Raw genomic sequence first — 22,678 nt, forward strand, 5'->3', positions numbered from 1 at the left:
TAAAAACTCAATATTTATTGTTGATTTTGTATATATTATCCTTTATTATTGAATTAAGTAGTAAAGTTTTACATAAAACTTCAATATAAAGGGGAGTCAAACATGTCAAATAAAGAATCTGCTCCAATCATTGTCGGTCTAGATCACGGAAACGGATGGGTTAAAGCACGTACTGCAACAAATCAAGTTATATTACCTTCTTATATCGCTCGTCGTGAGGATTTAGGGGAAGGGCTTGTCGGAAAATCACTGAACGTTAAAGAATATGAAAGTAATCACGCAAAAGGCGAAGTATATGTTTGGGGCCCCGATGTCATTAAATCAAAAAAATTACTTTCAACTTATGGCAGTCAAGACCGGTACAAACAAAAATATTACGCCCTTCTCAATCAATTTGCTCTAGTTGAAGCATTATCTTCACTGGAAATGGATGTAATAGAAAATGTATGGGTTATTACTGGTGTTCCCTCAGAAGAAAAAGGTACCAGTGTAGAAGATGATATTAAAAGAACATTAACTGGCTCACATTTAATTAAGGTAAATGGTGAAGATAAGATAATAAAAGTCAGTAAAGTGGTTGTTCTACCTCAACCAGTTGGAACTGTTATGTCACTTTATTTAGATGAAAAAGGGTTTGTTGAAAATGATTCTTATGAGACTGCTAATATTGGGATAATCGACTTAGGAACCGGTACAACTGATTTGGATCATATTAATGAGTTAAGACGTCTTGAAGATGGTACACAATCTATTTCTGTCGGAATGTTCGATGTCTATAAAACTGTAGTGAAACATATTAAGAAGCAGCATCCAAGCTTCAATGTTACTCCTCAAAATGTAGAACACCAGTTTAGTTCGTCTAGTTTTAAGTTATCTCAACGTGCAGCAGTTGATATTTCAGACATTAAAGAAGCAGCGCTTGAAGAGGTAGCTATGGATGTGAAAAATAGTATTACTCAGCTTTGGAAAAACTGGGAGGCATTCGATAAGATTCTAATTACAGGCGGCGGTGCTTCTAGTTTAGGTCAAAAGTTAAAGCAACTAATAGAAGATGCTGAATCAGTTAAGGATAGCCAAACTGCCAATGCAGACGGGTTTTACCGTTATGGTGAATTTTTGAAAGGAGAATAAAGATGGCTGATAAAATTTATCAATTACCTTACGATGACGAAATCGATAAAGACATTGCGGTTTGGCTTAAAGAGCTCCCTAGAGCTCGTAAAGCCGAACTTGTAAGGAATGCTATTCGGTTTTATTTACAAGCATCCAATGGTGACGGTGTTATAACAGTTAATACTTCTCCAGGACTTTCTACGAATAAGCAAGACAATCCGAAAGAAGAAATAAAGAAACAGCGTCCAAAGGGATTGCCAAAAGATGGTTCATTTTAAATAAGGGATGGAGATTTATTTGAGTATAGGAAAGATTAGAAGTATTTTATATAAATCAGCGCGAATCCTTGGAGATATAAACGCGATCAAACGAGGGACAATCGGCCAGCGTCTATGGAATAGATTTATAGGAAGAATTCTTTCGAAGGTATTTAAATAACTCACTAGAAAAGAGCATCCTCCAGGACGCTCTTTTTTTATTCCCAGAATTTAAACCAGCTTTTTTTCTTCTTTTCTGGAGAAACTTTTTCTTCTTTTGTTGCTGCGATCAGCTGTTTTTGCTCATTGACCACTTTTATAGCATCCATTAACTGCTGATGATTTAAATCCGAATGTGCTTGTTGTTTCTTTAACTGATCTATTAAAAGCTTGTTAAAATCCTGTTGTTTTTCTTGTTCCTTTTGAAGTAAGTCAATCTTTTGTAAAAGCTCGTTATAGCCATCGCCATGTCGTTCGTGTTGCGCTATATCGATTGTGTCAGTGTTCGATTTACTCTTTTCAGAAAGCCAAGTCATTAGGGCGATACAAGCCTGTTTTAACGTCATGTCAGGGTGTTTTTTTAATTCGATTAACTTTTTCAACGCTATGACGTCCTTATCATAGTAACCTCGATGCCCTTGCTCATTCTTATGAAATTTATATCCGTTATCTTCTAGCATTAGAGCATACTTTCTTAAAGTTGATTCTTGAATTTTTAAAAGTGTGGAAACATCATTGCTGCTGTATATATTTTCTTGTTTTACTTCCTTTTCTTCACTCAATCAAAATCACCTCGCTACTACATTCGTTATTATTTTTTAAACTCCTTGATTTTTAAAAAGTATAACAGATGTTATGAGTGATTTATAACGATATAGCGTTTATAACGCGAAGTGATTTGTAATAACACTCATTCTTTATAATTATGGCGATTTATCGATGATATGGTGCTATATCTTACATTAAGAACCATATATATTTAAACATTGCCGCTATAACACTTTCAAACTCCTTACTTGGCGTGGTTCCCAATCAATAAGATTCTTTTGCTGCAATCTCTTCATGTATTGAAGTGTGGTAGAAGTAGAGGGAATACCAGTCAATCTCTTAAGGTCTCGAACGCTGGGAGAGTATCCTTTTTTTGCTATATACTTTTCTATTTCTTGAAATACTTTTTCTTCTAATTCCTGGATGCGGACCTTTTGTGATTTTTCGTAATACATAGATGCAGCTCCTTAAAATGATATGTAAGTAATAATTATACACGAACATATATTCTATTAAAAGCTATGAAACGAACATATTTTCCTATATTATTATAAATATCATAAGCCAATGTATAAATTGGGAGGACGTAAGTAATGGATAATCTACAAATAATTGTGTTGCAACTAGTAAATTTAGGGGGTCTATCCGTTAAATTGGAGGATGGAAAAATAGAATTATCAACGATTTTAAAAGAGGCTGTAGCAAAGCAGATACTTCCAAGCGAAGTCTTGGAACTTGTGGACAAAATTATTAATAAGGGAGTGATAGTATGAGAATCAACTTACAAGTCTATCTTCATGCTCATGGATCGAGATTTTTAAAGTCTGGTGTTTTTCCTGTCAATGTTTCTGAATTCAAGAAAGAACCAGACCAAGCTGCTGCGGTATCAGCTTATGAGTGGATTCGGGCCATTAACAAAGAAATGGGTTTTAGCAAAGATTTCCGGATTGATAAGGTAATATACGATCAAGAACATGATATTACTGAGATAGTAAGACAAAAAACCCCCCATTCTAAAAGAGAAGGGGCATTTTATGCTTAGTGAAGGTCATCAATTAAGTATAGTATATTTTCAATGGTGTCTTTGGTACCACCTCGTTTGAACTTTTCTATAAAGTCGATATATAACAGTTCAAACACTCTTTCTAATGTATACCCATGTGCCTCCTGTACATCTTCCATATCTGCCAGAATGACTTCACCTCGCAAGGCGGATTTTCTTCTCATACTGCAATCCAAAATTTTCATTTGTTGTCGTTTTTCACGTTGTAGTCTGTTAAAAGTGGTTGTTCCGGCTTGCTGCTGGAAACTTGATTCTTTACCGATTTCTTTTTCCAATCGATTTAAAAGGTTGAAGATAGCCATAGGGTCGGGGTTTTTCTTAGCATGTAATAAAAAATCATTATATAGCAAATTCATTAAATTATTTTGGTGAAATGGCATTTCTGATAGTTCCATAATGTCTTCACATAGAACTTCTGCACGTAAATATAAATTCAATGGAACTTCAATTTTCAATGATACGGTTGACGTCTTGGTCATTTTATAAATCATTTTGCTAATAAAATCTGTGGACCCGATGAAGGATAATTCTTCATCGAGTAAATTAGCAGCACTATATTTCACCATCGGTTATCCCGCCCATCTGCTTCTTTTTTAAAGCCTCCATAAAAATGCGGTGGGCAGCCTGCCTTACACTACATTTCCACGTAGAAGCATGGTTACCAATCTTTTGAAATATTTCATGATTTACCTTGCAATGGACGGTAAAAGGTTCGTCTTGATAGGTGACGTCAGGATAAACAAACATTTGCTCTAACCCAAACACTAAAATTTCAGTCCCTAGAGACGTTTTAGAACCATCCCAATACCTACGGGACTCACGACGCAAAAGAGCGTCTAGAGGCTCGCTTATGGGGATTTTAATATCATGTAATTTATCTGAACGTATTTTTCTTTTCGGTGATTCTGTAAATGGCTTTTTGCAAGGCGAGAGAGATGGATTTAAATGATTACTCTTCTTCATTCTTTTTACCCCTTTCAACAGTCGTTTCCCTTGGGTTGGTTGGTCAGTTGGTCAAAAGGATTTGCTTTTTTGAGGATAGAGGGAGGTATAAATGCTGTAAATATGGCAATGACTGTTACCAGGAGAGTGATCGCAATGAGTAAATTAATTCCTAATACTAAAGAAAATAAAATAATAGCAAAAAAGCTGGCTGAAAAAGAAAAAACTTTGAATGATATTAAAAGCATGAAACCTGTTAAATATAAGAAATCACATAAATAACTATCCGATTTTTATTACTATTCCACCTTGATCTATAATTTTCTTGTCATTATTTAAAGGATTTTTTTCTTTCGCAGTATAGTTTTGGTCTTTCCAACAATCATCTTCGAACCATTCCCACTTTGGATGCGGGAGAGTGACGTCAGCATTTTGATATTTTTTAAGTATATTTTTATAATCATGTGAATGAGCTGCTAGAAATAAAGCTAAACGAATGATTTGGTTACGATCTAATGAAGTTGCGTGAAATACGCTCTCCACGTAGTCTTTATACATATCTGGATATCTTACGGTTGGTCTATAACTCATATTGAATTCCCCCTTTTAACAAAGTATATGGACGTCAGGTGATCAAAATGACAAAGCCAAAAAAAAGCCCTCCTCTGTTAAAGAGAGGGGCTGAGTTTGTCTCATATTAAGGCAATCTAAATTTGTTATTTATTTAATGTACCACTACCCTTATAACCCATAGAAGTAGTATTGCCATTTGCAGTTTTAAACTTAATTTTTGCACCTGTCATTTTACCAGTACCTGTAATCTTTTTGCTAAACGAACCAGATCCTTTAACCGTAATTCCTCCCCAAACTGTATCACCGTACCAGTGTTTTTTGACTACTTGATATGTAATACTTACAGGCCAACCTTGACTAACATAACTATGAGATTGGTTTCCTGCTAAAGTAGCAGTGGTCCCAGGAATAGTAAATGAATCAGTGGAATAAAACACTGAACCGCCAGCTCTACCTGAAAAACTCCATGACACTAAAGCAGCAGCTTTGGGTGAAATCGTAGAAATTTCTTTTCCTTCCTGAATAATGTGGAAGTCATCTTCTTCTTCTTCAAGAGAGTCTAAAGAAACATGTACTTTCCAAGTTCCGCCATTTTTTTCTAGTGAAAATAGAATTTCCACAATTTCCCCATTTTCAAAAGTTAATACAGCATTTAATTGCTGATTGTTCTCATCGATTACTTTGGAATCAATAATTTCATAGTTTGTTAATTTTTGTTCGTTAAGTTGATTCATATATTCATCTTTTTGTAAATTTTTGTCATCCTCATATCTATCATCTTGAACATTATTAATAATTTCCTCAATATTTTTATCTTTTACAGCTTGAAGATACTTATTTAGTGTTGATGTTGGTTCGGATTCTACATATGCACTAGCACTTGAAAATGTAGAAAGAGATAAAATTCCTATTAATAAAGCAAGTGAAAAGAAAAAACGTTTCATTACATAATCCTCCATAAATACTATAAATTTCATTAATTTTATTAATGTTATTAATAATTTACCATAATTAGCTTTAATTGCCAAATTATTGTTGACTTCAACTACTTTGTGTTGTAGAGTACTTTGTATAGTGGAAGGGGTGTTATTTTGGAGATAGATAAAGAACTTTTAAAAGGATATGTTGATATTATTATTTTATCTTTGCTTGATACTCAATCAATGTATGGATATATGCTGTCAAAAGAGATAAAACAACTTAGTGGTGGAACCTTTGATATGAAAGAGTCTACTTTGTATTTAGCACTTAAAAGGTTAGAAAAAAAAGAACTAGTCAGTTCTTTTTGGTCAGACCATAGTAAGGGAGGAAGACGAAAGTTTTATGAAATATCCGAACAAGGCGTGATCAACTATCAAAATAAGAAAAAAGAGTGGGAACATTTCAAGAAATTAATAGATTTATTTCTAGGAGGGAGAAGCTCATGACAAAAATTAATCGTGATGATGAAAAGTTAATACGCAATTTTTGTAAAAAGGTGAAATATAACTTAAAAGAATCGAATAGTATTAAAAATGATGTGGAAGAAGAATTGTTTGGAAATATAAAGGAAAAAGCTATTTCTTATATGGATACGGGGATCGTTTCCAATTCAGCTGTAAAAATGGCTATAAGTGAATATGAATCTCCTCAAAGTGTGCTTAAAGAGTTAAGTGCTGAATATAAGGTGAAAAAATTTACAAATAATAAATTTCTTGGATTAGCCTTTCTCCTGTTTTTTGTCAGTGCTTTTACCATCTTAGGATTTTACTTTTGGAATATGCATTTAGTACAGAAAGATTTTGATAGGGCTACGATCGATGTAGACTTGTTTGCTATGAAAGAAATCGAAAATCACTCCACACTTCCGTATTTAGTTAATGAAAATCCTACTATAAAAGCTATTTGGATGACTACAGGAAAAAGTGAAAGTCAAGGTAAGACATATGTTTATCCTGAAAATTTAAACCAAGAACCTGATAAATATCAAAGAAAAGATAACATTTTTTATGGAACAGTTTTTAGTGGGTACGTTTCAGATATCGGTAATAAAAACTTTCAAATAGAAATGGATATTGCACAAATACATTTGAAACCAACAGTTCTTTTTATTGGAGCATTTATGTTATTGTTTTCTTTAGTATTGTTTATTTATTGGGTTAGGGACAACATTAGATACCGATATCCCAAAGATGTTAGCTTGAAATTAATTAAAATCTAGATGGTAAAATTTCTAGGTTTCCATGAATACTTAATACAAATCTAGTTAACATACAATGGTCAAATGGACTTGACGAGGCCCAGAACTAGAATGACCTCAGAGAGGTCAACTATTCTCTATAACTGCTTCCAATCCAATTAAAAATCAAAAGGGTTTCGGAATGTTCTCGTTCCGAAACCCTTTTGTCTACAATCTGAAGCACCCCTTAGGGTGCTCTTTTAATATGTAGCGCTTTTATTCTCCCAATAACTGAGTAAAAACATCATTAAACAAATGAACTTGCGCCGTACGGTTAATCCAGATAGAAATATTATGATATTTTATCTTTTGTGCCTCTGAGGGTTTTACTTCCGCATAAGGATCTCCATAAGCAACCACTTGTTTTACATGCTTTTGATAATTATCTTTCATATAGTTAACTAATCTCTCATGTTCAGCATCTATATTTAAACTTACACTTGGAATATGATGATAACCTTCTGTATCCGTATCTTCTATAAAAGGTTTTTCTAGAAGGAATGAATAAAAATAACCTCCCCTTTTTTTCTGTACTTTTTTATATTCTTTTATTATTCCCTCAACACATACAGGGTGCTTCGGTGCCTGTTTATTTCTAAAATACTTTGATAGTTCTAGGAAACCCTTATATTCGGGGCCAAAATAAAACTTGTCCCAGCTGATCGTCTTTTTTCCATATTCTAATTTTAAGTATTTCTTAATATCTTTATTCTCTTCCATTCTAGAACGAAGTACCATGATATCTTTCATCCTACTAAGATATGGAGCCATTGAACCACTATTCTTATATTTCTTATTTTGAGCGTCCCCTTTTCCTTTTGGGTCTGCCGTACCCCCTTCTCCATCTTCTGGCGGCTCCGCCATTGCTTTTTTCACAACTTGTAATCTTATTGCCATTTGATTTTCTTTCTTCTTTTCCATAAAATCTGTTAACGCCAAGGGTTGTCTAGCTATAATTTCAATCTGGCCGAATGTATTGTACCGACATCCTGGACCATGCTCTATCCCCTTTTCTAAATAAAAATAAGGGGATATGTCTATTGTTCTATTTTCTAATTTTCTTTTTCCCGATTTCCTAAATATTAATCCCTTGCTACAGTATGGGCATGTAAAATTCTTCCCATTCAGTTCCTGTTCATTAGCTTTTAAATTACTCATCGGTTTGCCAGTTTCACTATAAATCGCAATTTCTATTTTCACACCCATGCGTACACCCCATCTATGACTAGTATCCTATAATAATACCTTGAATTTCCATATAAATGCTACAAAAAGCATGCAATGGGTGCTCCGGACTGTAGACAAACCCCTTTTTCAAAGAAGTTATTGGTGAAAAAGGGGATTTCATATCTTTAAACCAGCATATTTAGTTGTCTACTTGAAAGAAGGACACAATATATTGTTGCTAAACTTGATACAAAAAATAGCTGTCGACTTTGTCGACAGCCTGAGCCCTTCTCACTAAGAGAAGGGCTACTAGCATGGTGGTAATTGAGAGCTTATAGATAATATAACCGTAAAATTATTTTGTATTCATTTCACACGTAAATTTTGATCGACATAAATTTTATCAATGTTTTTTAAACTATTCCAAGTTTTAATTTGAGATGTGGAACTTCCATATTTTTTAACTAAAGCTGATACGGTATCGCCACTTTTAACAGTGTGATATTTTTTAGTACCATTTGTTGTTGCAGTGGAAGATGATCCATTGACTTTCAGTTTCAGACCGATATTAATTTTGTCTGGGTTTTTAATTCCGTTAAGACTAACAAGAGCTTTTACGGTTGTATTATATTTTTTTGCAATCAAGCTAAGTGTGTCGTTTTTTTTCACAGTATAAGTTGTTGTGGATGTAGGTTTTGATGTATTAGGGTTGTCAGGTGGGTTAATAGGATTTACTGTGTATGTGAAATCCCTATAGGCTATGTTTAAATCCACCTTTGTACTAATACCATTTACTTTTCCTGTATCAGAATGTTGCCAAATATCTGCACTGCGTCCCAAAGTGCTATTGTATCGAGCAATCCACAAAGCATACTTTTTCAATCTTGATTCATCTAAATGTTTTTCAAGAAAGGATTTACCTGTATATAGCATAGCTGTGTGTCCTGCATCTTCAATAGCTTCTAAAAATGCAATAGCAGCGTCCGTTAGTATCTTTTTACTTGCACTTCTCTTGTTTTCTTCTAGATCAAGAACGGCAGGGTAATTTAATCCAAAAGAACGAATAGAACCTAAGAAATACGCTGCTTCAGCCTTTGCCTCTTCCACAGTAGCAAACTTAGCATAGTGATAGGCTCCGACTTTTAACCCTGCTGCCAAAGCTTTCGGAACATTATCTTTAAAATAGGAAAGCTTGGAATAACTCGTTCCTTCGGTTGCTTTAATAAATACAAACTTCACACCATCTTTTGCGACTTTATCCCAATTAATTACACCCTGCCAATGCGAAACGTCTATCCCTTTTATAGTCGTCATAATAATATCCTCCTTGTTTTTTAAAAAGAAAAGCCACCCGGATGGGCAGCTTATTTTGTAGTACCTTTACGGTTATTGAATACTTCATAAAGACCAGTACCACCCAGACCTGCGAATGCTCCAGCCCATAGCCTTAAAACAATATCCATATCTGTGAACGGAAAAGCAACAGAACCTATTCCAAGTCCAACGACCAAACTTACTATTGGTAGAGCATTGTTTGGCAAAGTAATGGTACTTTTAACGACTTGGACTACCGCTGTGACGATTGGTATTAAAAGAGTTGTAAATATTAATACTTGTTGCATGACTTCGTTATCCATATGATCAACCTCCGAATGACTTTGTAAAGAATGCAATTATGGCAGTGAGGATACCAGCAATTCCCCCACCACCAAGTATTCCTAAAACGATTTCCTTACGTGAACTTATTTTTAGTTTAGAAACCTCACCTTTAGTCTCTTCTTGTTTAACGGTAATTCCTAGGCTGTGTTCGATTAATTTATTTAATAAATCTTTTTGATCACCAGAAGATTTAAGGACCACGTTTTGAATTTCTAATTGCCCCTTTTCCATGCTATTAATCTTATCGATAACCTCACCATAATTGGTTTCCAACTTCGATATTCGTTGCTCATGGTTCTCTAATCGTTGTGGCATGTCCATCTCCTCCAATGTCCATGACCCCCTTTAACATAAAATTCTCTCTGGTCTGTATGTCTGGGTGTTTAAATATAAGAAAAAGCCGCCCTTTTGGACGACTTCTTGTTATCGGTATCTTTTGGCATTGACTAGGTAATCAGTTAAGACCCCGTCTACTCCATAAGAAACCACATCTTTAATTATCTTTTTCTCATTTTCTTTATTAAAAAAAGTATGCACCTCTAAATTAGCAACATGCATTTTTTTTACAAAATCTTCATCTACTAATTTGCCATTTAGCCCAATGCCATTAGCATATTGGTTGATTTCATTTTCCTTCAAATAAGGAACATCTGCATTCTGGCATAATTGGATAAGAGGTATATCCTTATTTAATTTATGCATTCGTTTCAAACTTTCTGGGGAAAAAGACTGAATGACTACATTTTCAAGAAGTTTCCGTTTTGAAAGGATATCAAGAAGTTTTTCTTCCATTCCAGTTTGAATATCGACGATTCTTGTTTCAATATAATACTGTGTACCACTTCCGAATTTATCCACAATCTCTTCTAACGAAAGGATTTTTTCTCCTTTGTATTCATCACTAAACCAAATACCTGCATCAAGATCCTTTAACTGTTTTAAAGTGTAATCAGATACTTTTCCTTTTCCGTTTGTGGTGCGATCAACTGTTTCGTCATGCATAGCAACTAACTGACCGTCTTTAGTCATCCTCAAATCAATTTCAATGTAATCGGCTCCTGATTCTATAGCCTTCTCATAAGCTGGCATAGTGTGCTCTGGTGCCTCTGATGAATCCCCTCGATGCGCAATGATTAATAAATCATCTTGGGTATTAGCAACTTCTGAGGTACATCCGGTTAATAGAATCGTTATAAAAATTAGTAATTTTTTCATAAGATAAATTTAACATAAAAAGAAATATGATACACCATTTTATTGTATCCCATCTCATGATAGTACTTCTGGATACTCCTAAACTATACAGTTACTTGGTCCGCATCCAGTAGGGCCTGGGAATCTTCTCGCCAACGTATCGGAACATCCTCAATTGCACGCAATCCTTTGTTAATTAAATCGTAATAAAGTTTTGCCATTTCAAGCACCCCCTGTGATTGTTTCAGCTAACTCTGCAATAGCTAATTGAGTAGCTGTTTTTTCCAGTTCCATTGCTTCTGCAATTTCAGCAAGGGCTAGCTTAATTTCCAAGGTCTCAGAGACATATTCTGGTTCTGGTTTTGGTTTGCTAATTGTTTCAATCCATTTCCCTTCAACAAATTTAGGTTTATAGTTAGGTATAGGAAGGGGTTCGAATGTTCCATTTTTAGGCAATATATATTGTCCTGATTCATCCGGGAAAATTTCCACAGCTTCTTTATAAAAACAATTTTCATCCCACACATGAGCAATCTTTGATTCCATTTTTCATCCCCCCTCACATTAACGGCACTACAATATGGAACATGACACCCGTCATTCCGCTAATAACTTCTGATTTTGTTGATATTGAAACATTGCCGTTCTTTCCTATAAAACCTCGCGCTGTATTATAGTTACCAATCATGGAAACAGGAGGAAAAAGATCGTACTCAGGTCTATATTCGGCTGGCAAATTAAAAATTGGATTTGTCGTGCCGTTCGCTGTTCCGTAAGCAGTAATTTGTAAGTGCAGCATGTTCCCTATTTTCTTATATCTCAAAGGTTCATCTGCGTTCCCTTTAACATATCCATTTAATAAAGTGGGTGTTTTCCATCCGGTACCGATATTTTGGGTATTATCTGTTATGATTTCCTCCCAATTTCTTAACACTCCATCTGTGTGAATAGTTGAAATCCAACGTTTATTATCTAAGTTTCTTATCGCTAGAAATTGTTTCATGGAATGTTCGCTGGCTTCAAAAACATCTACTGATAACCATGAAGAGTCGGAGATATCTAGTGGACCATTTAATAAAAGCGAACCATAATATCTTCCTGCAGGTAAAGTTTTTATATCTGTATTATTAGCCACTTTGTATCTTTTGAAAGAAGCATCTACTTTCGTCTGAGCTCCTGTGGTAGTTTCTTTCCCGTTCCAGTTGGTTTTATCTACGTCCGTGACAAATCTGTTATTTGCATCTTGCGCAATGATGCTAGGCGGGTGTGTTGCTGGATGCACATAATTATTTGCCCCTGTAGCAACTCCATCAAGCTTAGCTTTGTCTGTCGATATCATAAAGCCATTTAAAGTGGTTGTAACTGTAGCATGAGCATTTCCGCCCGCCCCAACGTGCGCAATCGGTGCTGATGCGTTTTTTGCATTAGTTTCTGCTTTATCCGCTTTAGCTTTTGCCCCATCTGGGGTTTCTATTTGAACCCAATCACTCCAAACACCCGCATTCATTGTGGCAAAATAAGCAAGATTAGCTGAATCTATCGCTATTAAAAAACGGGACGTTTGTGAATTTGCGTTTATTAGAATCCTGTAATATTTACTACTTGGCATATTAGCCATATTGTACCCAATATAAAAACCTGACATATTTATGGTTTTTATATCTGTTCCATCTGGAATAACAATTGAATAACCGTTATCCTGAGTAAGTTTCGCTACTTGTGTGGCGTTAGCCTTTGACTGGGAACCAGAAACGGTTTCGATAGCTTCCCATGCATACCATGTACCTCCCCTAAAATTCCGAATATATATAGTAGGGATATTCGGTGATCCCGTACCGTAATGGAAGGCTATTTGAACCTTATTAGTCGTGCTATGCATTTGGTTTATTACGAAAAAATAATCCGATACATTTCCTTTAGGGCTGTTAGTTAAATTGTTTCCTTTGTAAAATCCGGTAAGATCCAGAACGTTTAAATCTGTGCCGGATATATCTTTTGAAATATCTCCAATACCAAATCCTTTTGCAAAATTAATTGCATTGGACTCTGCAGCACTTGCTTTTGATTGAGCTCCTGTGGGAGTTTCTTTCCCGTTCCAGTTGGTTTTATCTACGTCCGTGACAAATCTGTTATTTTCATCTTGCGTAATGATGCTAGGTGAATGTGTTGCTGGATGCACATAATTATTTGCACCTGTTGCGACTCCATCAAGTTTTGTTTTATCGGAAGCAACCATAAACCCGTTTGAAGTGGTTGTTACTGCGGCATGAGCATTTCCGCCCGCCTCAACGTGCGCAATCGGTGCTGATGCGTTTTTTGCGTTAGTTTCTGCTTTATCCGCCTTAGCTTTTGCCCCATCTGGAGTTTCTTTGGTCTCAATCAAATTGGTAATATTAGTGGAAAAATTAGGATCATTACCTAACGCCTGGGACAATTTTTGTAAAGTATCCAGACCGGAGGGACTTCCGTTAATTAAATTTGTAATAGCATTCTTAATGGTGCTTAATATGGCAATATCATCATCAGCTGAAGGAGGAGCCACCTTTGCCCGGCCGGCAGAATCCCTGGTCATTAATCGATTGGCTGTGGCCGCGCTTGTAGCTCCATGGACGCCTGCGGTTTTATTATTGTGTATCTCGATTTTTTCCATAGTACCATCTGGCGTTTCATAGACGTTGCTTTGATTGATTTGGGCAGATACGTTAGAAGCGTTCCCGATGATTGTGAAAACATCAATCGCTTTTTCAATGACATCCGCACCGCCTCCGGCAGGAATATACTCTGCGTTTCCGTTCTTTGCATAGCCATAGCTATAAAGTATTTCTGTTTTTGTATCAGGATCCTCAGCGAACAAACCAATTTCTCTCCAATAGAATCCAGTTATAAGATCCTTATTATTGAGAACTCCACCAACGACTATTTGGCCTTCAGGTAAAGTTTTCAATTTAAGTAATTCTAGCGTTTTCACTTCATGAATGAGTTTTGATTGATCACTTGGGTTAGTTGGTCCCTTTTCTCCATCTCCTAGGGCTATCCTAGTAAATTTTAGTAGTTTCCCGGACTGTGCTTTTGTTTGCAATACCGTCCCATTATTAGTTAAAAATACTCCTCCAAAAGAGCTCATTTATATCACCTGTTTTATCGTTATTTTGTCCCCGGTATGAACACCGCCTGCAAAGAAGATTTGTAATTTTTCTGATGCTGTTATTTCTACCTTTTCTAGTTTGGAACGTAAATTTTTCACCGAATTGACAGCTTCAGCGAATTGCAGGGCTTTTTCTACCGTAACGGATGGATTATTTGTTATAACCTTGAAATGATAAGGCTCACCACCATATTCGAACCACTCAACGACTTTCCCCTCCCCAAAAATGAGGGTGATTAATTCTTCCACTCCTGCCGAGGTCCCCTTGTGTCGATGAAAAAAATCAGATCGTTTGATGAGTTCTCTTTTTTGTGAGCTTGTCAATGTGGAATCATAAAAATCCACATGTTCCTCCCATGCAATCAAGTCCAAAAGAGAATCCGGTATCTCATGGTTAGGATCCAATATTTTTGATTTTTGAATCACTTCTCTTAAAATGGCTGTGGCTGCTTCAGCTAATGCTTTTTCCTCTTCTGTATGAACTAGACTGCCTCTGAGCATTTGAGACAATGAGAAATTTTCCAAATTAATCATCCGTAAATCCCCCAAATGTCAAACTCACTAAGCCTTCTCTGGCGACCTGATTAATGTTCAACGCTACATAATTACTAGGTGTCACACTTATGCGCTTGGCACCTGCATTTTGTAACCTGGCATATAACTCACTGGGGTCTATTCCACGCCCTAACTTTGATCGCTGCCATACAAGGTACTCATTAAAAGCTGACTCTATCAGTTTTTTTGAGGATTCAGCTAAACTTGAATTAGGCAAAAAATAACTTATTTCCATGTCATAATTGAAAATTCCCGGGGCAGAAACTTGGACATAATCGGTCAAGGGTCTGACAGTCTTATCTGAACAAATATCCTTTACTTGCTGCAGAATAGCCTCTGAAGGAATTTCCCCATCAACTAATAAAGGCACAATTTCTACTACACCTGGAGAAGGAGAAAAAACCTTAACATCTATGATCTTTTGATTAGCTGTTTTGGCAAAATAGACATAGGCTTGTTCTGGCCCAGTTGTTGAATATCTTTCATTTGAAGTCCGGATTCTCTCAGCGAAAGGGTCATCTTCTTCCCAATTCACTCCGCCCTCTGACTTTGTAGTGTTATACGCCTTTGACACCCATGGCACCAAATCAGGATCCACTATATTGGTAATCTGTCCTGGCAAAAAGCCATTTCCATCTGTACCTGGTGTTTCACATACAAATCTTAAATCCGCGGTGATCTCTGTTGGGTTGACGACTCTTTCTTCTGCTGAAGCAAATAATAGATCATTCACGGAAAGGCGAACCCCTTGAGGAATGGTAAAAGTCTCTGGAGCCGATACTTCAAATCGGACAGTTGTTTCAGCTGCTATCGGCTGCAATCGTGATACATTTTTTCCGGCTCCGATATGCTCCAAATAATTATCCGATGCATAAGCAAGCAGATTTTGTTTACCGGTATAATCGATATTATTGGCTAATATGGTGCCTATATAGGCCACTGCCTGGATCCATTTTCGTCTTGGGTCTGAATCAGTAAGGGTGATCTTCATAAGTTCCTCAAATTTTGATATACCTACATTTTCGAGTTCTTCAGGATCCACCTCTGCAAAATCGATATCGGGCAAATTAAATCTCGGCGACATCTTCAATCACCACCTTCACTTTCGGATATATATGACCATTTAAAATGTTTTCCTCGAAGTCGATGCTTTCGACAGTAAGACCCGGAATGTTACTTTCCAAGACCTCTACTATTTCAGCTGAAAGAATGGACTTGGCAGATTCGCTTGTTTCATCCACGGGAGGTTCCCAACCAAAGGAACGATCCATGAAGCAAGTGCCAGAAACCGTAGACAGCACAAAACAGGCATTCTGCAATATCGCTGCCATGCCTGTTGCACCGAAATCGATACTCTTTAAAGGGGTAATATCATACACTACGATTCACCCTTTCTTCAACCTTGTGTATTGTGATACCGCGGATGTCCATTTGCCCCCACCCAGGTCATACCAAGGAATATCTGTTTTTTTAATTCCATAAACCGTGTATTTCTGATTTTTTCTTAATACTTTTACGATTCTTCCTTTTAATGATGGAGTAGCCCTGCAGTTTAGCATACCTACTTTAATAGTAATGACACCCAACGCCTTCTTTTTAGAAGCTGCCGTTGGTTTCTTTTTTGCTTTAGCCTTCTTTTTGACCGAAACAACTACAGGCTTCGGATATTCTTTAATATTCAAGGTAATTTCGATTGATATAACCCGGCCTTTTCCGTCAATATTTGTGTAATCCTCCGATATATCCTCGATATACCAATAATTTGATGAAATAGGCTTCGTACCAATAATGAAAGACCCATATTTCCCTTTATCCTTAAAAGTACGCAACGTATTTAGTACCGTTGTAGGGCTCACTCCCAGCCTGGCTGAGAGCTTTATTTTTAAGGTTAGGCTATCTTGGCCGGGACCTAAAAATTCCGGCATCGGTTTTCGATTAACGACATCGTGAAGTGACCAACGAGCACTGCCACTTCTTGAAAAGTCATTAAACGTAAGGATTTTTTTGGAGGATACTTCAAAACTCACACCCGCAAAACTGCCAATCTTACCCACATTCAATCACCATCCTACCTATGCACCGCCTAGAATCCAACCCGTTGAAGCAGTCAAAGAAAGACAACATACTGAATCACCAACTTCAGGGGTCCAATCATCCCCTCTATTTAATATGGAAAACTCACCTGTTACTATTTCTTTATCTTCCCGAAGAACCCTTGCAGTCATATTCTCTGAATCTATAGTTGAAATTCGACCTATAAAAGTGATATTCATCATCAATAACCCTCCAAGCATTTTCGCAACTCTAAACTGATTTCTGAATTATTGCCCGTTTTTCCAGTTACAGAAGTGATAATATACTTCCCGTCAAATCCGCCAAATTCAGCCAGCATGACGGTCTGCCCGGCATAATAAAGAGCAAATCCAGCCAGTTTAATAGAAAACGTGGTGCCCTCCTTATTTTCGGCCCGTAGCTTCTTTTTGGCCAGCTTCATAGCTGCTGCTTTGGTTTTCACTTCTTCATTAACAACCAACACCCGGTCAGATTTTGGCGGTTTAGATGGAGTGAAGGTATAGGTAATTGTCTTTGAGATTTTCTTTTGTTTTTTTGTTTTCGGGTCCTTCACAGTAATCGTGTAGGTATAAGAAACTTTGCATGACCTATAAATATTGGTCAATGTGTCATTTCCGGAGTAATCCTTTACACGATAATCTGTTCGTTTGATCTTATCCACTACTGGCTCCCTTTCGAACTTCACTTCATCAAAAATAGAAATACTTTTATTGGCTACCTTCAATGCAAAACCGGCATCATTACAAAGTTTCATTAAAAAGGCTAGGTCTGTTTCACTTTCCTGATCAACCCGGTCAAAACTTGGATTTTCTTCTGAGCTAAAATACAATTTCATTTTATTTTTCTTGGCAATATCAGCCGCGACCTTTTTAAAATTCGTCTTTTCCCAGGACCTAGATTTCCGTTGTCCTTTCAATGAACTAGATTGAGGAACCGAAGATCCAGACACAGTCAGTTTATTTGGGGGACCACTGATGCTTATATCATCGATTTCAAAATATCCAAGCTTCCGTTTTGTGGATTTGGAGCTGCCCCAATCAGATGAAATATTAAGGGACGCTTCAATTGAAGCGCCCTTTTTTGGCATCCAACTATGCATCCATCTTCGTTCACGATCACCAAGCGAAAGGGATATGGTGTCAGCTTGTCCAGTGAAATTGTCTGTAAACGCCACGTCTGTAATGAACGGATCAATATCCACGATGATTGTCTGATTATCATACAAAATATCAGTGGTTATCCTTCTGCCATCCATTAAGAATCCACCCCTTCCAAGGCTACATCTGCCGTTTCTTCATCTTCGGAACCGCCAGATTCATCAGTAAAATCATCTGTCATCCATTCCGGAATGTTTTCATAGTCATCCGTTTCAACATCAGGGATATACAGAACCACATTATCAGAAAAAAGCAAGACATCCCGATATTGCTGATTCTCAGTTAAAATCAAAGGGAAGAGGTACTCGCTTCCCAACGTTTCAAAGGCGATTTTATCAAAGGTATCCCCGGAAACCGTTGTATAAGTTCTCAAAAAATCGCCTCCTTAGACATCAAAAGAAAGTCTCTTTTGCTCCCTCTTATATTGTGTGAAAAATGTTTTAAATTGCTCGTACTGATCACCTAAAGCACTTTTGACCATCTCTTCAATATCAGCCCTGTCCGCCCGATCACCGATATGAAGGACAGGCGCAAAAATGAACTGATCACTTGTTTCTTTGCTCTTTCCTTTAGAAGATGGTTGTTCTTGCTGATCTTTAGATGTACCAAAAGACAGCAAACTTGAAAGCATCGAATTACTTTTCTTATTGTTGAATATTCGTGAACCACCATTTAACTTCATTAATTCTGGACCTTGCTCACCAACCATAGCCCATTGTGAACTATTTACTTGGCCGCCCTTGTAATACCCTTTGTAAGCACCGCCTCTGGCCATGCTTTTAATGCCTGGTGTGTTAAAGACTGTTCCATAACGACTCTTAATGTATCTGATGGCTGCAACGGCATTATGGATTGGGTTGTAAATGTCATTCATTCCAGCCATTTTGTAGGCGTTAAAAGTTGGATCAATCGTTTGAAATAATCCTTTACTCGGAATTCCCCTTTTTGCATTGATATCCCACAAATTTATAGCCCGTGGATTATAACCAGACTCTTTTTGTGCTTTGACAAGCATAGGGGGTAACCACGATAAAGGAGTACCTGTCATATTTAATGCTTGCGTTACCCATGATTTTACTTGTGAGGGCGCTGCGGTACCGCCTGACCAATTCCCACCCCCGCCGAAGTCCGCCAGTTTATCTTTTAAGAATTTTTTGGCATTTTCTTTTATCACCTTAAATGAACCTGTTGCAATGTCACCGAAGGACCCGGAAAAAGAAGGAGCAGTCACATTATATTTTTCAAGCAATTTATTCATTAACTTGCCAGGCTCCGATATATATCCATAAATATCGAAGGCGGTGTCTTTTACTTTTTTTGCCCCAGCTTTTGTTTTATCTGCAATTGATTTGGCACCATTTCCGACCCATTTAGATGCGGTTTGTAAAGCATTAGTAACGTTTCCGCTATTATAGGCAGGTATATTATTTAAAGCTTGTCTAGTTTCTTTTGCTGGGATAACATGAGTACCTTTAGGTAAATTCATAAGAGTATCTGTACCTGGACTTATACCGGTATAACCGGATGGAGTTCGGAACAACTCCGGACCTCCGCCATCGCCTAAAATCGCTAATCCACCAGGATGTCCTGATGTCCCATTGGCATATTGAGGAACGCCCCAATTATCAATGGAAATCCCAAGACTAAGACCTTTTTTGCCCATAATGAAATTGAGTCCGTCAATAACGCCGTTAACGACTTTCCCAATACTCTTAATAAGTTTATTTCCCATAGAAATGGTTCCATCTAAAGCCGCGTTTGTCATGCTTTTAATACCAGATCCGATTTTGCCTGGAAGAGCCTTCGCGCCATCTACAATTTTATTAAACTGAGTCCTAACCCCTGACCACATACTTTTGGCAAGGTCGACCGCTGCAGTTTTGGCTGCCGAAAATCCAGATTGAATTTTAGGAGCTAACCCTGAAACGTTTTTCCATACCGCGCTGACACCGCCACTAAATAAGCCCTTAATGGACGTCCACATTCCTGCCACTTTCCCAATGGCGCCTGAAGCGAGTGCTTTGATTCCACCTAGAATTTTCCCAAAGAATAAGAGGTTTACTAAATTCCAAATAAATTGAATGGAACCGGTAAAAAGCTGCTTAATTCCTTCCCACATTTTCGAAAAATCTCCGGTAAATAGACCTGCGAATACCTTTACTAGACCCATTATGATGGATAGCGCACCTTGAATGACGCCCTTCACATTGCCCCAAATCATGTTTATGATGAATAAAATGGCCGGGGAAAGGAATTTTATTATTGCTACAATCCCGCCAAAAACGTTTTGGACTGCAGCTAGAATCAGCGCACCATTTTCATTCCAAAAAGTGGAGACTTGACTGATTATTTGCATAAAAAATCCTACAATATTTGTTAGAATAGGTTGAATAATAGGCAAAACAGACTGAACAACACTCATTAGCCCTTGAAATATGGATTGACCTACCTTTAATATGTTCGAAAAAGCACTAGTGATTGTCGGTCCATTTTTTTCCCAAAAACCAGAGATTTGCTGAAAAGCTGAAACGGCAATGGTTCCTATTTGTGATAATATAGGATCCACACTTGTCTTTAATGATTGAAAGACTGGTCCTATGTTGTCAAAAGCCTTAGACACTAAATTGCCTAGTGAACCGAATGTTTCGGAAAAGGATTTTTTGATACCTGGCATATTATCTTTGATGAAATTCGAGAAATTCTGCATAACGGGAAGCAGTTTCTCACCCGCAGGAATTAAAAAACCGGTCTGGATTTGCCGACCGATTCCTTGTAATGCCATTCCTAACGTGTCATATTTAATGTTTTTAACGTCTTCCATGGTATCCTTCGTCATATCAAACTGACTTCGTGCATTACCCATGGCAGCAATAACATTTTTCTCTAAATCTTCTGCTTGCGTTCCGAATAATCCTACTGCAATAGCATTCTTTTCAGCAGGATCCTTTACTTTACTAATGGCTTGTACCACTGTATTGAATGACTTTTGTGCTTCGGGCCCGCCTCTGGCAAAGATATCTGTCATCTTTCCAGCATCCATGCCTAAAGCTTGATATGCTTCCGAACTTGCCTTTGACCCATCTTTGGATCGTATGTTAAATTCTTTAACGGCATCGCCGACTTTGTCCAGGTTAAATGCGCCAGATTTTAAGCCGGCACTAAACACATCAAACATCTGATTCGCATTGAAGCCTAAAGACGCGAATTGAGGGGCATATTCATTTGCTGAATCAAGAAGCTCTCCGGATTTATTGAGCCCTTTTTGAGCTCCTTGGGCCATCAAATTATAGGCTTCTGTACTGGATATCCCAAAGTTTTGCATCATTGTATCAGTAGCTTTTATTGATTCGGATACGTCTTCTCCCCAAACATCACGGTAAACGAGTGCGTTTGCAGTGGCCTTTTCTAATTCTTTTCCTGATAGTTGAGTGACACTTTTTGCTGCAGATATGGATTGTGCTAAGTCATTCCAGTCTTCACCGAGATTGGCATTATAGAGATTCTTTGATGCTTCTTTTATTTCAGCCATTTCTGCTACACTGGCGCCGGTTGAAGCCTGTATTTGTTTCATTGATCCGTTGTATTCGTCGAATTGTTTAACTGCTGACCCTAACCCTACAGCTAATCCAGCAACGGCTACACCTGCAGCAAGAGTTGTGGTGGCTAACCCTTTCATGCTCTTAGACAACATGCCGGATTTCTTATTCACTCCGTCAGTATTTTTGTTTGTATCTGATAGATTTTTATTGGCATTTGCAAAAGCTGTCCTCATGGAAGAATTAACGGAAGCACCAAGTTTAAAAGCGATCTCATAAACCTTTTGATTGCTCATTTCTCGTTCGCCTCCTGTAAATCTTCAATGAACTCAGACAAATCATATAGGGTCATCTCCAAAAAATGCGTTAAATTCGTATGCGTAGTTAAAGAAAGACGAATGCATATTTTTCTTAGCATTCGTCCCGTCATACTTCTTATGATTTTTTGGTCTTTTCGTTCGATAACCCCTAGTTGTTCAAAAAACCCATCACCTTATTTTTTACTTTAAGGGCGTCTGACGCTCCCAATTGGTTAAAGAACTCAATGGGTGTATGAGTAGCTGTAGATGCGACAATCAAGGTGTATCCGAGTGTCATCTCATTCACTACTGCAAATTGGCCAGTGGTTCCAAATATTTTATCCGCTTCAATTAAATCCGCAGCTGTTAAATCTTCTAAAGGAGAAAAATCCAATTCTTTGTATTCCTTCCCTTCAAAGGTATATGTTTTTTTGAGTTCGATAATATTTTCGTTTGCTGACATGTTAAATTCCCACTTCCTGATTAAATTAGTTTTTTAATATCTTTCAAAACATCTTCGCCATCTAAAATATAAATAAAATTAAGCTTGTCTAATTCAAGCAAAGTCTTTCCGTTTTCTTCAACTTTAATATATAAAACTTCAAGGGTGTTTTTGGATTCTGTGGCGGCTCCTACTGCTAGTTTTCCTAGTTCAAGCCCTTTTGCTGCGTATTTTAATGTGATTTTTAGTCCTCGATGGCTAATGGTCCCGTTGGATATATCAAAACTTTGCTGTGCTGCACGTAAAACTAGAGATTTCCCTCTATTCTTCATTAAAGTGAATGACTTTTGAAAAAGGGTTCTAAATGCTATTTCAATAGTTAGGGAACCAAAGTGTCCAGGGTTCACACTGTCAAATTCCCCTAGAATACCAGCACCTGATACGGTTTCAGACATGGCTTCCAAGTTAGGAAGAGTCACCTCACCCGCTAATCCCACTAGTTTTTCTGTATCATCGT

Annotated in this window: 31 protein-coding genes; 7 read left to right on the forward strand and 24 right to left on the reverse strand. The window is 37.2% G+C overall.

The features are described 5' to 3' along the window. The first annotated feature begins 102 nt into the window (after window positions 1–102). Window positions 103–1,131, forward strand: coding sequence for a ParM/StbA family protein (locus N0M92_RS25830; RefSeq protein ID WP_260288487.1), 1,029 nt, complete (start codon window positions 103–105; stop codon window positions 1,129–1,131). A gap of 2 nt (window positions 1,132–1,133) precedes the next feature. Then, window positions 1,134–1,391: a hypothetical protein gene (locus N0M92_RS25835; protein WP_260288488.1), complete on the forward strand. Its 258-nt coding sequence runs from the start codon at window positions 1,134–1,136 to the stop codon at window positions 1,389–1,391. A 197-nt stretch (window positions 1,392–1,588) separates the two neighbouring features. On the opposite strand, the gene N0M92_RS25840 is transcribed toward N0M92_RS25835, so the two are convergent. Both N0M92_RS25840 and N0M92_RS25845 read right to left on the reverse strand, forming a co-directional pair. After that, window positions 1,589–2,152 (reverse strand): MerR family transcriptional regulator, encoded by a 564-nt coding sequence (locus N0M92_RS25840; protein ID WP_260288489.1) that lies wholly within the window; start codon window positions 2,150–2,152, stop codon window positions 1,589–1,591. Between the two features lie 210 nt (window positions 2,153–2,362). Then, window positions 2,363–2,593 (reverse strand): LexA family protein, encoded by a 231-nt coding sequence (locus N0M92_RS25845; protein WP_260288490.1) that lies wholly within the window; start codon window positions 2,591–2,593, stop codon window positions 2,363–2,365. A 138-nt stretch (window positions 2,594–2,731) separates the two neighbouring features. Here N0M92_RS25845 and N0M92_RS25850 point away from each other — a divergent pair, with 138 nt between their 5' ends. Both N0M92_RS25850 and N0M92_RS25855 read left to right on the forward strand, forming a co-directional pair. Next, a complete protein-coding gene (locus N0M92_RS25850; protein ID WP_260288491.1) occupies window positions 2,732–2,911 on the forward strand; it encodes a hypothetical protein in 180 nt (59 codons plus the stop codon). After that, window positions 2,908–3,180, forward strand: a complete 273-nt coding sequence (locus N0M92_RS25855) for a hypothetical protein (RefSeq protein ID WP_260288492.1) — start codon at window positions 2,908–2,910, stop codon at window positions 3,178–3,180. Before N0M92_RS25850 ends, N0M92_RS25855 begins: the two co-directional genes overlap by 4 nt. Here N0M92_RS25855 and N0M92_RS25860 read toward each other — a convergent pair. Then, on the reverse strand, window positions 3,177–3,767 hold the full coding sequence (locus N0M92_RS25860) for a hypothetical protein (RefSeq protein ID WP_260288493.1): 591 nt from the start codon (window positions 3,765–3,767) through the stop codon (window positions 3,177–3,179). The genes N0M92_RS25855 and N0M92_RS25860 overlap by 4 nt on opposite strands. Further along, the gene (locus N0M92_RS25865) at window positions 3,754–4,164 is read right to left on the reverse strand and encodes a hypothetical protein (protein WP_260288494.1); all 411 of its coding nucleotides are present in this window, start codon (window positions 4,162–4,164) and stop codon (window positions 3,754–3,756) included. The genes N0M92_RS25860 and N0M92_RS25865 overlap by 14 nt, the downstream gene beginning before the upstream one ends. 135 nt (window positions 4,165–4,299) lie before the next feature. Here N0M92_RS25865 and N0M92_RS25870 point away from each other — a divergent pair, with 135 nt between their 5' ends. Continuing rightward, window positions 4,300–4,425, forward strand: a complete 126-nt coding sequence (locus N0M92_RS25870) for a hypothetical protein (protein ID WP_260288495.1) — start codon at window positions 4,300–4,302, stop codon at window positions 4,423–4,425. On the opposite strand, the gene N0M92_RS25875 is transcribed toward N0M92_RS25870, so the two are convergent. Both N0M92_RS25875 and N0M92_RS25880 read right to left on the reverse strand, forming a co-directional pair. Further along, the gene (locus N0M92_RS25875; protein ID WP_260288496.1) at window positions 4,426–4,734 is read right to left on the reverse strand and encodes a hypothetical protein; all 309 of its coding nucleotides are present in this window, start codon (window positions 4,732–4,734) and stop codon (window positions 4,426–4,428) included. 125 nt (window positions 4,735–4,859) lie between these two features. Then, on the reverse strand, window positions 4,860–5,660 hold the full coding sequence (locus N0M92_RS25880; protein ID WP_260288497.1) for a hypothetical protein: 801 nt from the start codon (window positions 5,658–5,660) through the stop codon (window positions 4,860–4,862). Between the two features lie 147 nt (window positions 5,661–5,807). Between N0M92_RS25880 and N0M92_RS25885 the strand changes: the two genes are divergently transcribed. Further along, a complete protein-coding gene (locus N0M92_RS25885) occupies window positions 5,808–6,143 on the forward strand; it encodes a PadR family transcriptional regulator (protein ID WP_260288498.1) in 336 nt (111 codons plus the stop codon). Beyond that, window positions 6,140–6,916: a hypothetical protein gene (locus tag N0M92_RS25890; RefSeq protein ID WP_260288499.1), complete on the forward strand. Its 777-nt coding sequence runs from the start codon at window positions 6,140–6,142 to the stop codon at window positions 6,914–6,916. The genes N0M92_RS25885 and N0M92_RS25890 overlap by 4 nt, the downstream gene beginning before the upstream one ends. A gap of 234 nt (window positions 6,917–7,150) precedes the next feature. On the opposite strand, the gene N0M92_RS25895 is transcribed toward N0M92_RS25890, so the two are convergent. The 18 genes from N0M92_RS25895 to N0M92_RS25980 form a co-directional block, all read right to left on the reverse strand. After that, window positions 7,151–8,140 (reverse strand): hypothetical protein, encoded by a 990-nt coding sequence (locus tag N0M92_RS25895; protein ID WP_260288500.1) that lies wholly within the window; start codon window positions 8,138–8,140, stop codon window positions 7,151–7,153. Between the two features lie 327 nt (window positions 8,141–8,467). Then, entirely contained in the window at window positions 8,468–9,415 is a 948-nt protein-coding gene (locus N0M92_RS25900) for a glycoside hydrolase family 25 protein (protein ID WP_260288501.1), read from the reverse strand. A 50-nt stretch (window positions 9,416–9,465) separates the two neighbouring features. Further along, window positions 9,466–9,723, reverse strand: a complete 258-nt coding sequence (locus N0M92_RS25905; RefSeq protein WP_260288517.1) for a holin — start codon at window positions 9,721–9,723, stop codon at window positions 9,466–9,468. Between the two features lie 19 nt (window positions 9,724–9,742). Continuing rightward, the gene (locus N0M92_RS25910; RefSeq protein WP_260288502.1) at window positions 9,743–10,075 is read right to left on the reverse strand and encodes a hypothetical protein; all 333 of its coding nucleotides are present in this window, start codon (window positions 10,073–10,075) and stop codon (window positions 9,743–9,745) included. A 108-nt stretch (window positions 10,076–10,183) separates the two neighbouring features. Continuing rightward, complete coding sequence (locus tag N0M92_RS25915) at window positions 10,184–10,975, reverse strand: glycerophosphodiester phosphodiesterase family protein (RefSeq protein ID WP_260288503.1); 792 nt, start codon at window positions 10,973–10,975, stop codon at window positions 10,184–10,186. An 83-nt stretch (window positions 10,976–11,058) separates the two neighbouring features. Then, window positions 11,059–11,175, reverse strand: coding sequence for a CD1375 family protein (locus N0M92_RS25920; protein WP_260288504.1), 117 nt, complete (start codon window positions 11,173–11,175; stop codon window positions 11,059–11,061). Between the two features lies 1 nt (window position 11,176). Continuing rightward, window positions 11,177–11,500 carry a hypothetical protein gene (locus N0M92_RS25925; RefSeq protein WP_260288505.1) on the reverse strand — a complete coding sequence of 108 codons (324 nt, stop codon included), beginning with the start codon at window positions 11,498–11,500 and terminating at the stop codon, window positions 11,177–11,179. Between the two features lie 13 nt (window positions 11,501–11,513). Further along, complete coding sequence (locus N0M92_RS25930; RefSeq protein ID WP_260288506.1) at window positions 11,514–14,078, reverse strand: phage tail-collar fiber domain-containing protein; 2,565 nt, start codon at window positions 14,076–14,078, stop codon at window positions 11,514–11,516. Next, window positions 14,079–14,633: a phage tail protein I gene (locus tag N0M92_RS25935; protein ID WP_260288507.1), complete on the reverse strand. Its 555-nt coding sequence runs from the start codon at window positions 14,631–14,633 to the stop codon at window positions 14,079–14,081. It abuts the gene before it with no gap. Then, window positions 14,626–15,738, reverse strand: coding sequence for a baseplate assembly protein (locus N0M92_RS25940; protein ID WP_260288508.1), 1,113 nt, complete (start codon window positions 15,736–15,738; stop codon window positions 14,626–14,628). Before N0M92_RS25940 ends, N0M92_RS25935 begins: the two co-directional genes overlap by 8 nt. Continuing rightward, the gene (locus tag N0M92_RS25945) at window positions 15,722–16,033 is read right to left on the reverse strand and encodes a hypothetical protein (RefSeq protein WP_260288509.1); all 312 of its coding nucleotides are present in this window, start codon (window positions 16,031–16,033) and stop codon (window positions 15,722–15,724) included. Before N0M92_RS25945 ends, N0M92_RS25940 begins: the two co-directional genes overlap by 17 nt. A 6-nt stretch (window positions 16,034–16,039) precedes the next feature. Beyond that, window positions 16,040–16,708 carry a phage tail protein gene (locus tag N0M92_RS25950; protein ID WP_260288518.1) on the reverse strand — a complete coding sequence of 223 codons (669 nt, stop codon included), beginning with the start codon at window positions 16,706–16,708 and terminating at the stop codon, window positions 16,040–16,042. 18 nt (window positions 16,709–16,726) lie between these two features. Then, on the reverse strand, window positions 16,727–16,930 hold the full coding sequence (locus N0M92_RS25955) for a hypothetical protein (RefSeq protein WP_260288510.1): 204 nt from the start codon (window positions 16,928–16,930) through the stop codon (window positions 16,727–16,729). Beyond that, window positions 16,930–17,982 (reverse strand): phage late control D family protein, encoded by a 1,053-nt coding sequence (locus N0M92_RS25960; RefSeq protein WP_260288511.1) that lies wholly within the window; start codon window positions 17,980–17,982, stop codon window positions 16,930–16,932. Before N0M92_RS25960 ends, N0M92_RS25955 begins: the two co-directional genes overlap by 1 nt. Beyond that, entirely contained in the window at window positions 17,982–18,257 is a 276-nt protein-coding gene (locus N0M92_RS25965; protein WP_260288513.1) for a hypothetical protein, read from the reverse strand. Before N0M92_RS25965 ends, N0M92_RS25960 begins: the two co-directional genes overlap by 1 nt. 12 nt (window positions 18,258–18,269) lie before the next feature. Next, window positions 18,270–21,716: a phage tail tape measure protein gene (locus N0M92_RS25970; RefSeq protein WP_260288514.1), complete on the reverse strand. Its 3,447-nt coding sequence runs from the start codon at window positions 21,714–21,716 to the stop codon at window positions 18,270–18,272. A gap of 172 nt (window positions 21,717–21,888) precedes the next feature. Further along, on the reverse strand, window positions 21,889–22,182 hold the full coding sequence (locus tag N0M92_RS25975) for a phage tail assembly protein (protein ID WP_260288515.1): 294 nt from the start codon (window positions 22,180–22,182) through the stop codon (window positions 21,889–21,891). 20 nt (window positions 22,183–22,202) lie between these two features. Then, window positions 22,203–22,678: phage major tail tube protein (locus N0M92_RS25980; protein ID WP_260288516.1), on the reverse strand; the 476-nt coding region annotated here is incomplete at its 5' end.

Origin of the sequence: Peribacillus aracenensis (genome assembly GCF_025175645.1) — a bacterium.
Lineage (GTDB): Bacteria > Bacillota > Bacilli > Bacillales > DSM-1321 > Peribacillus > Peribacillus aracenensis.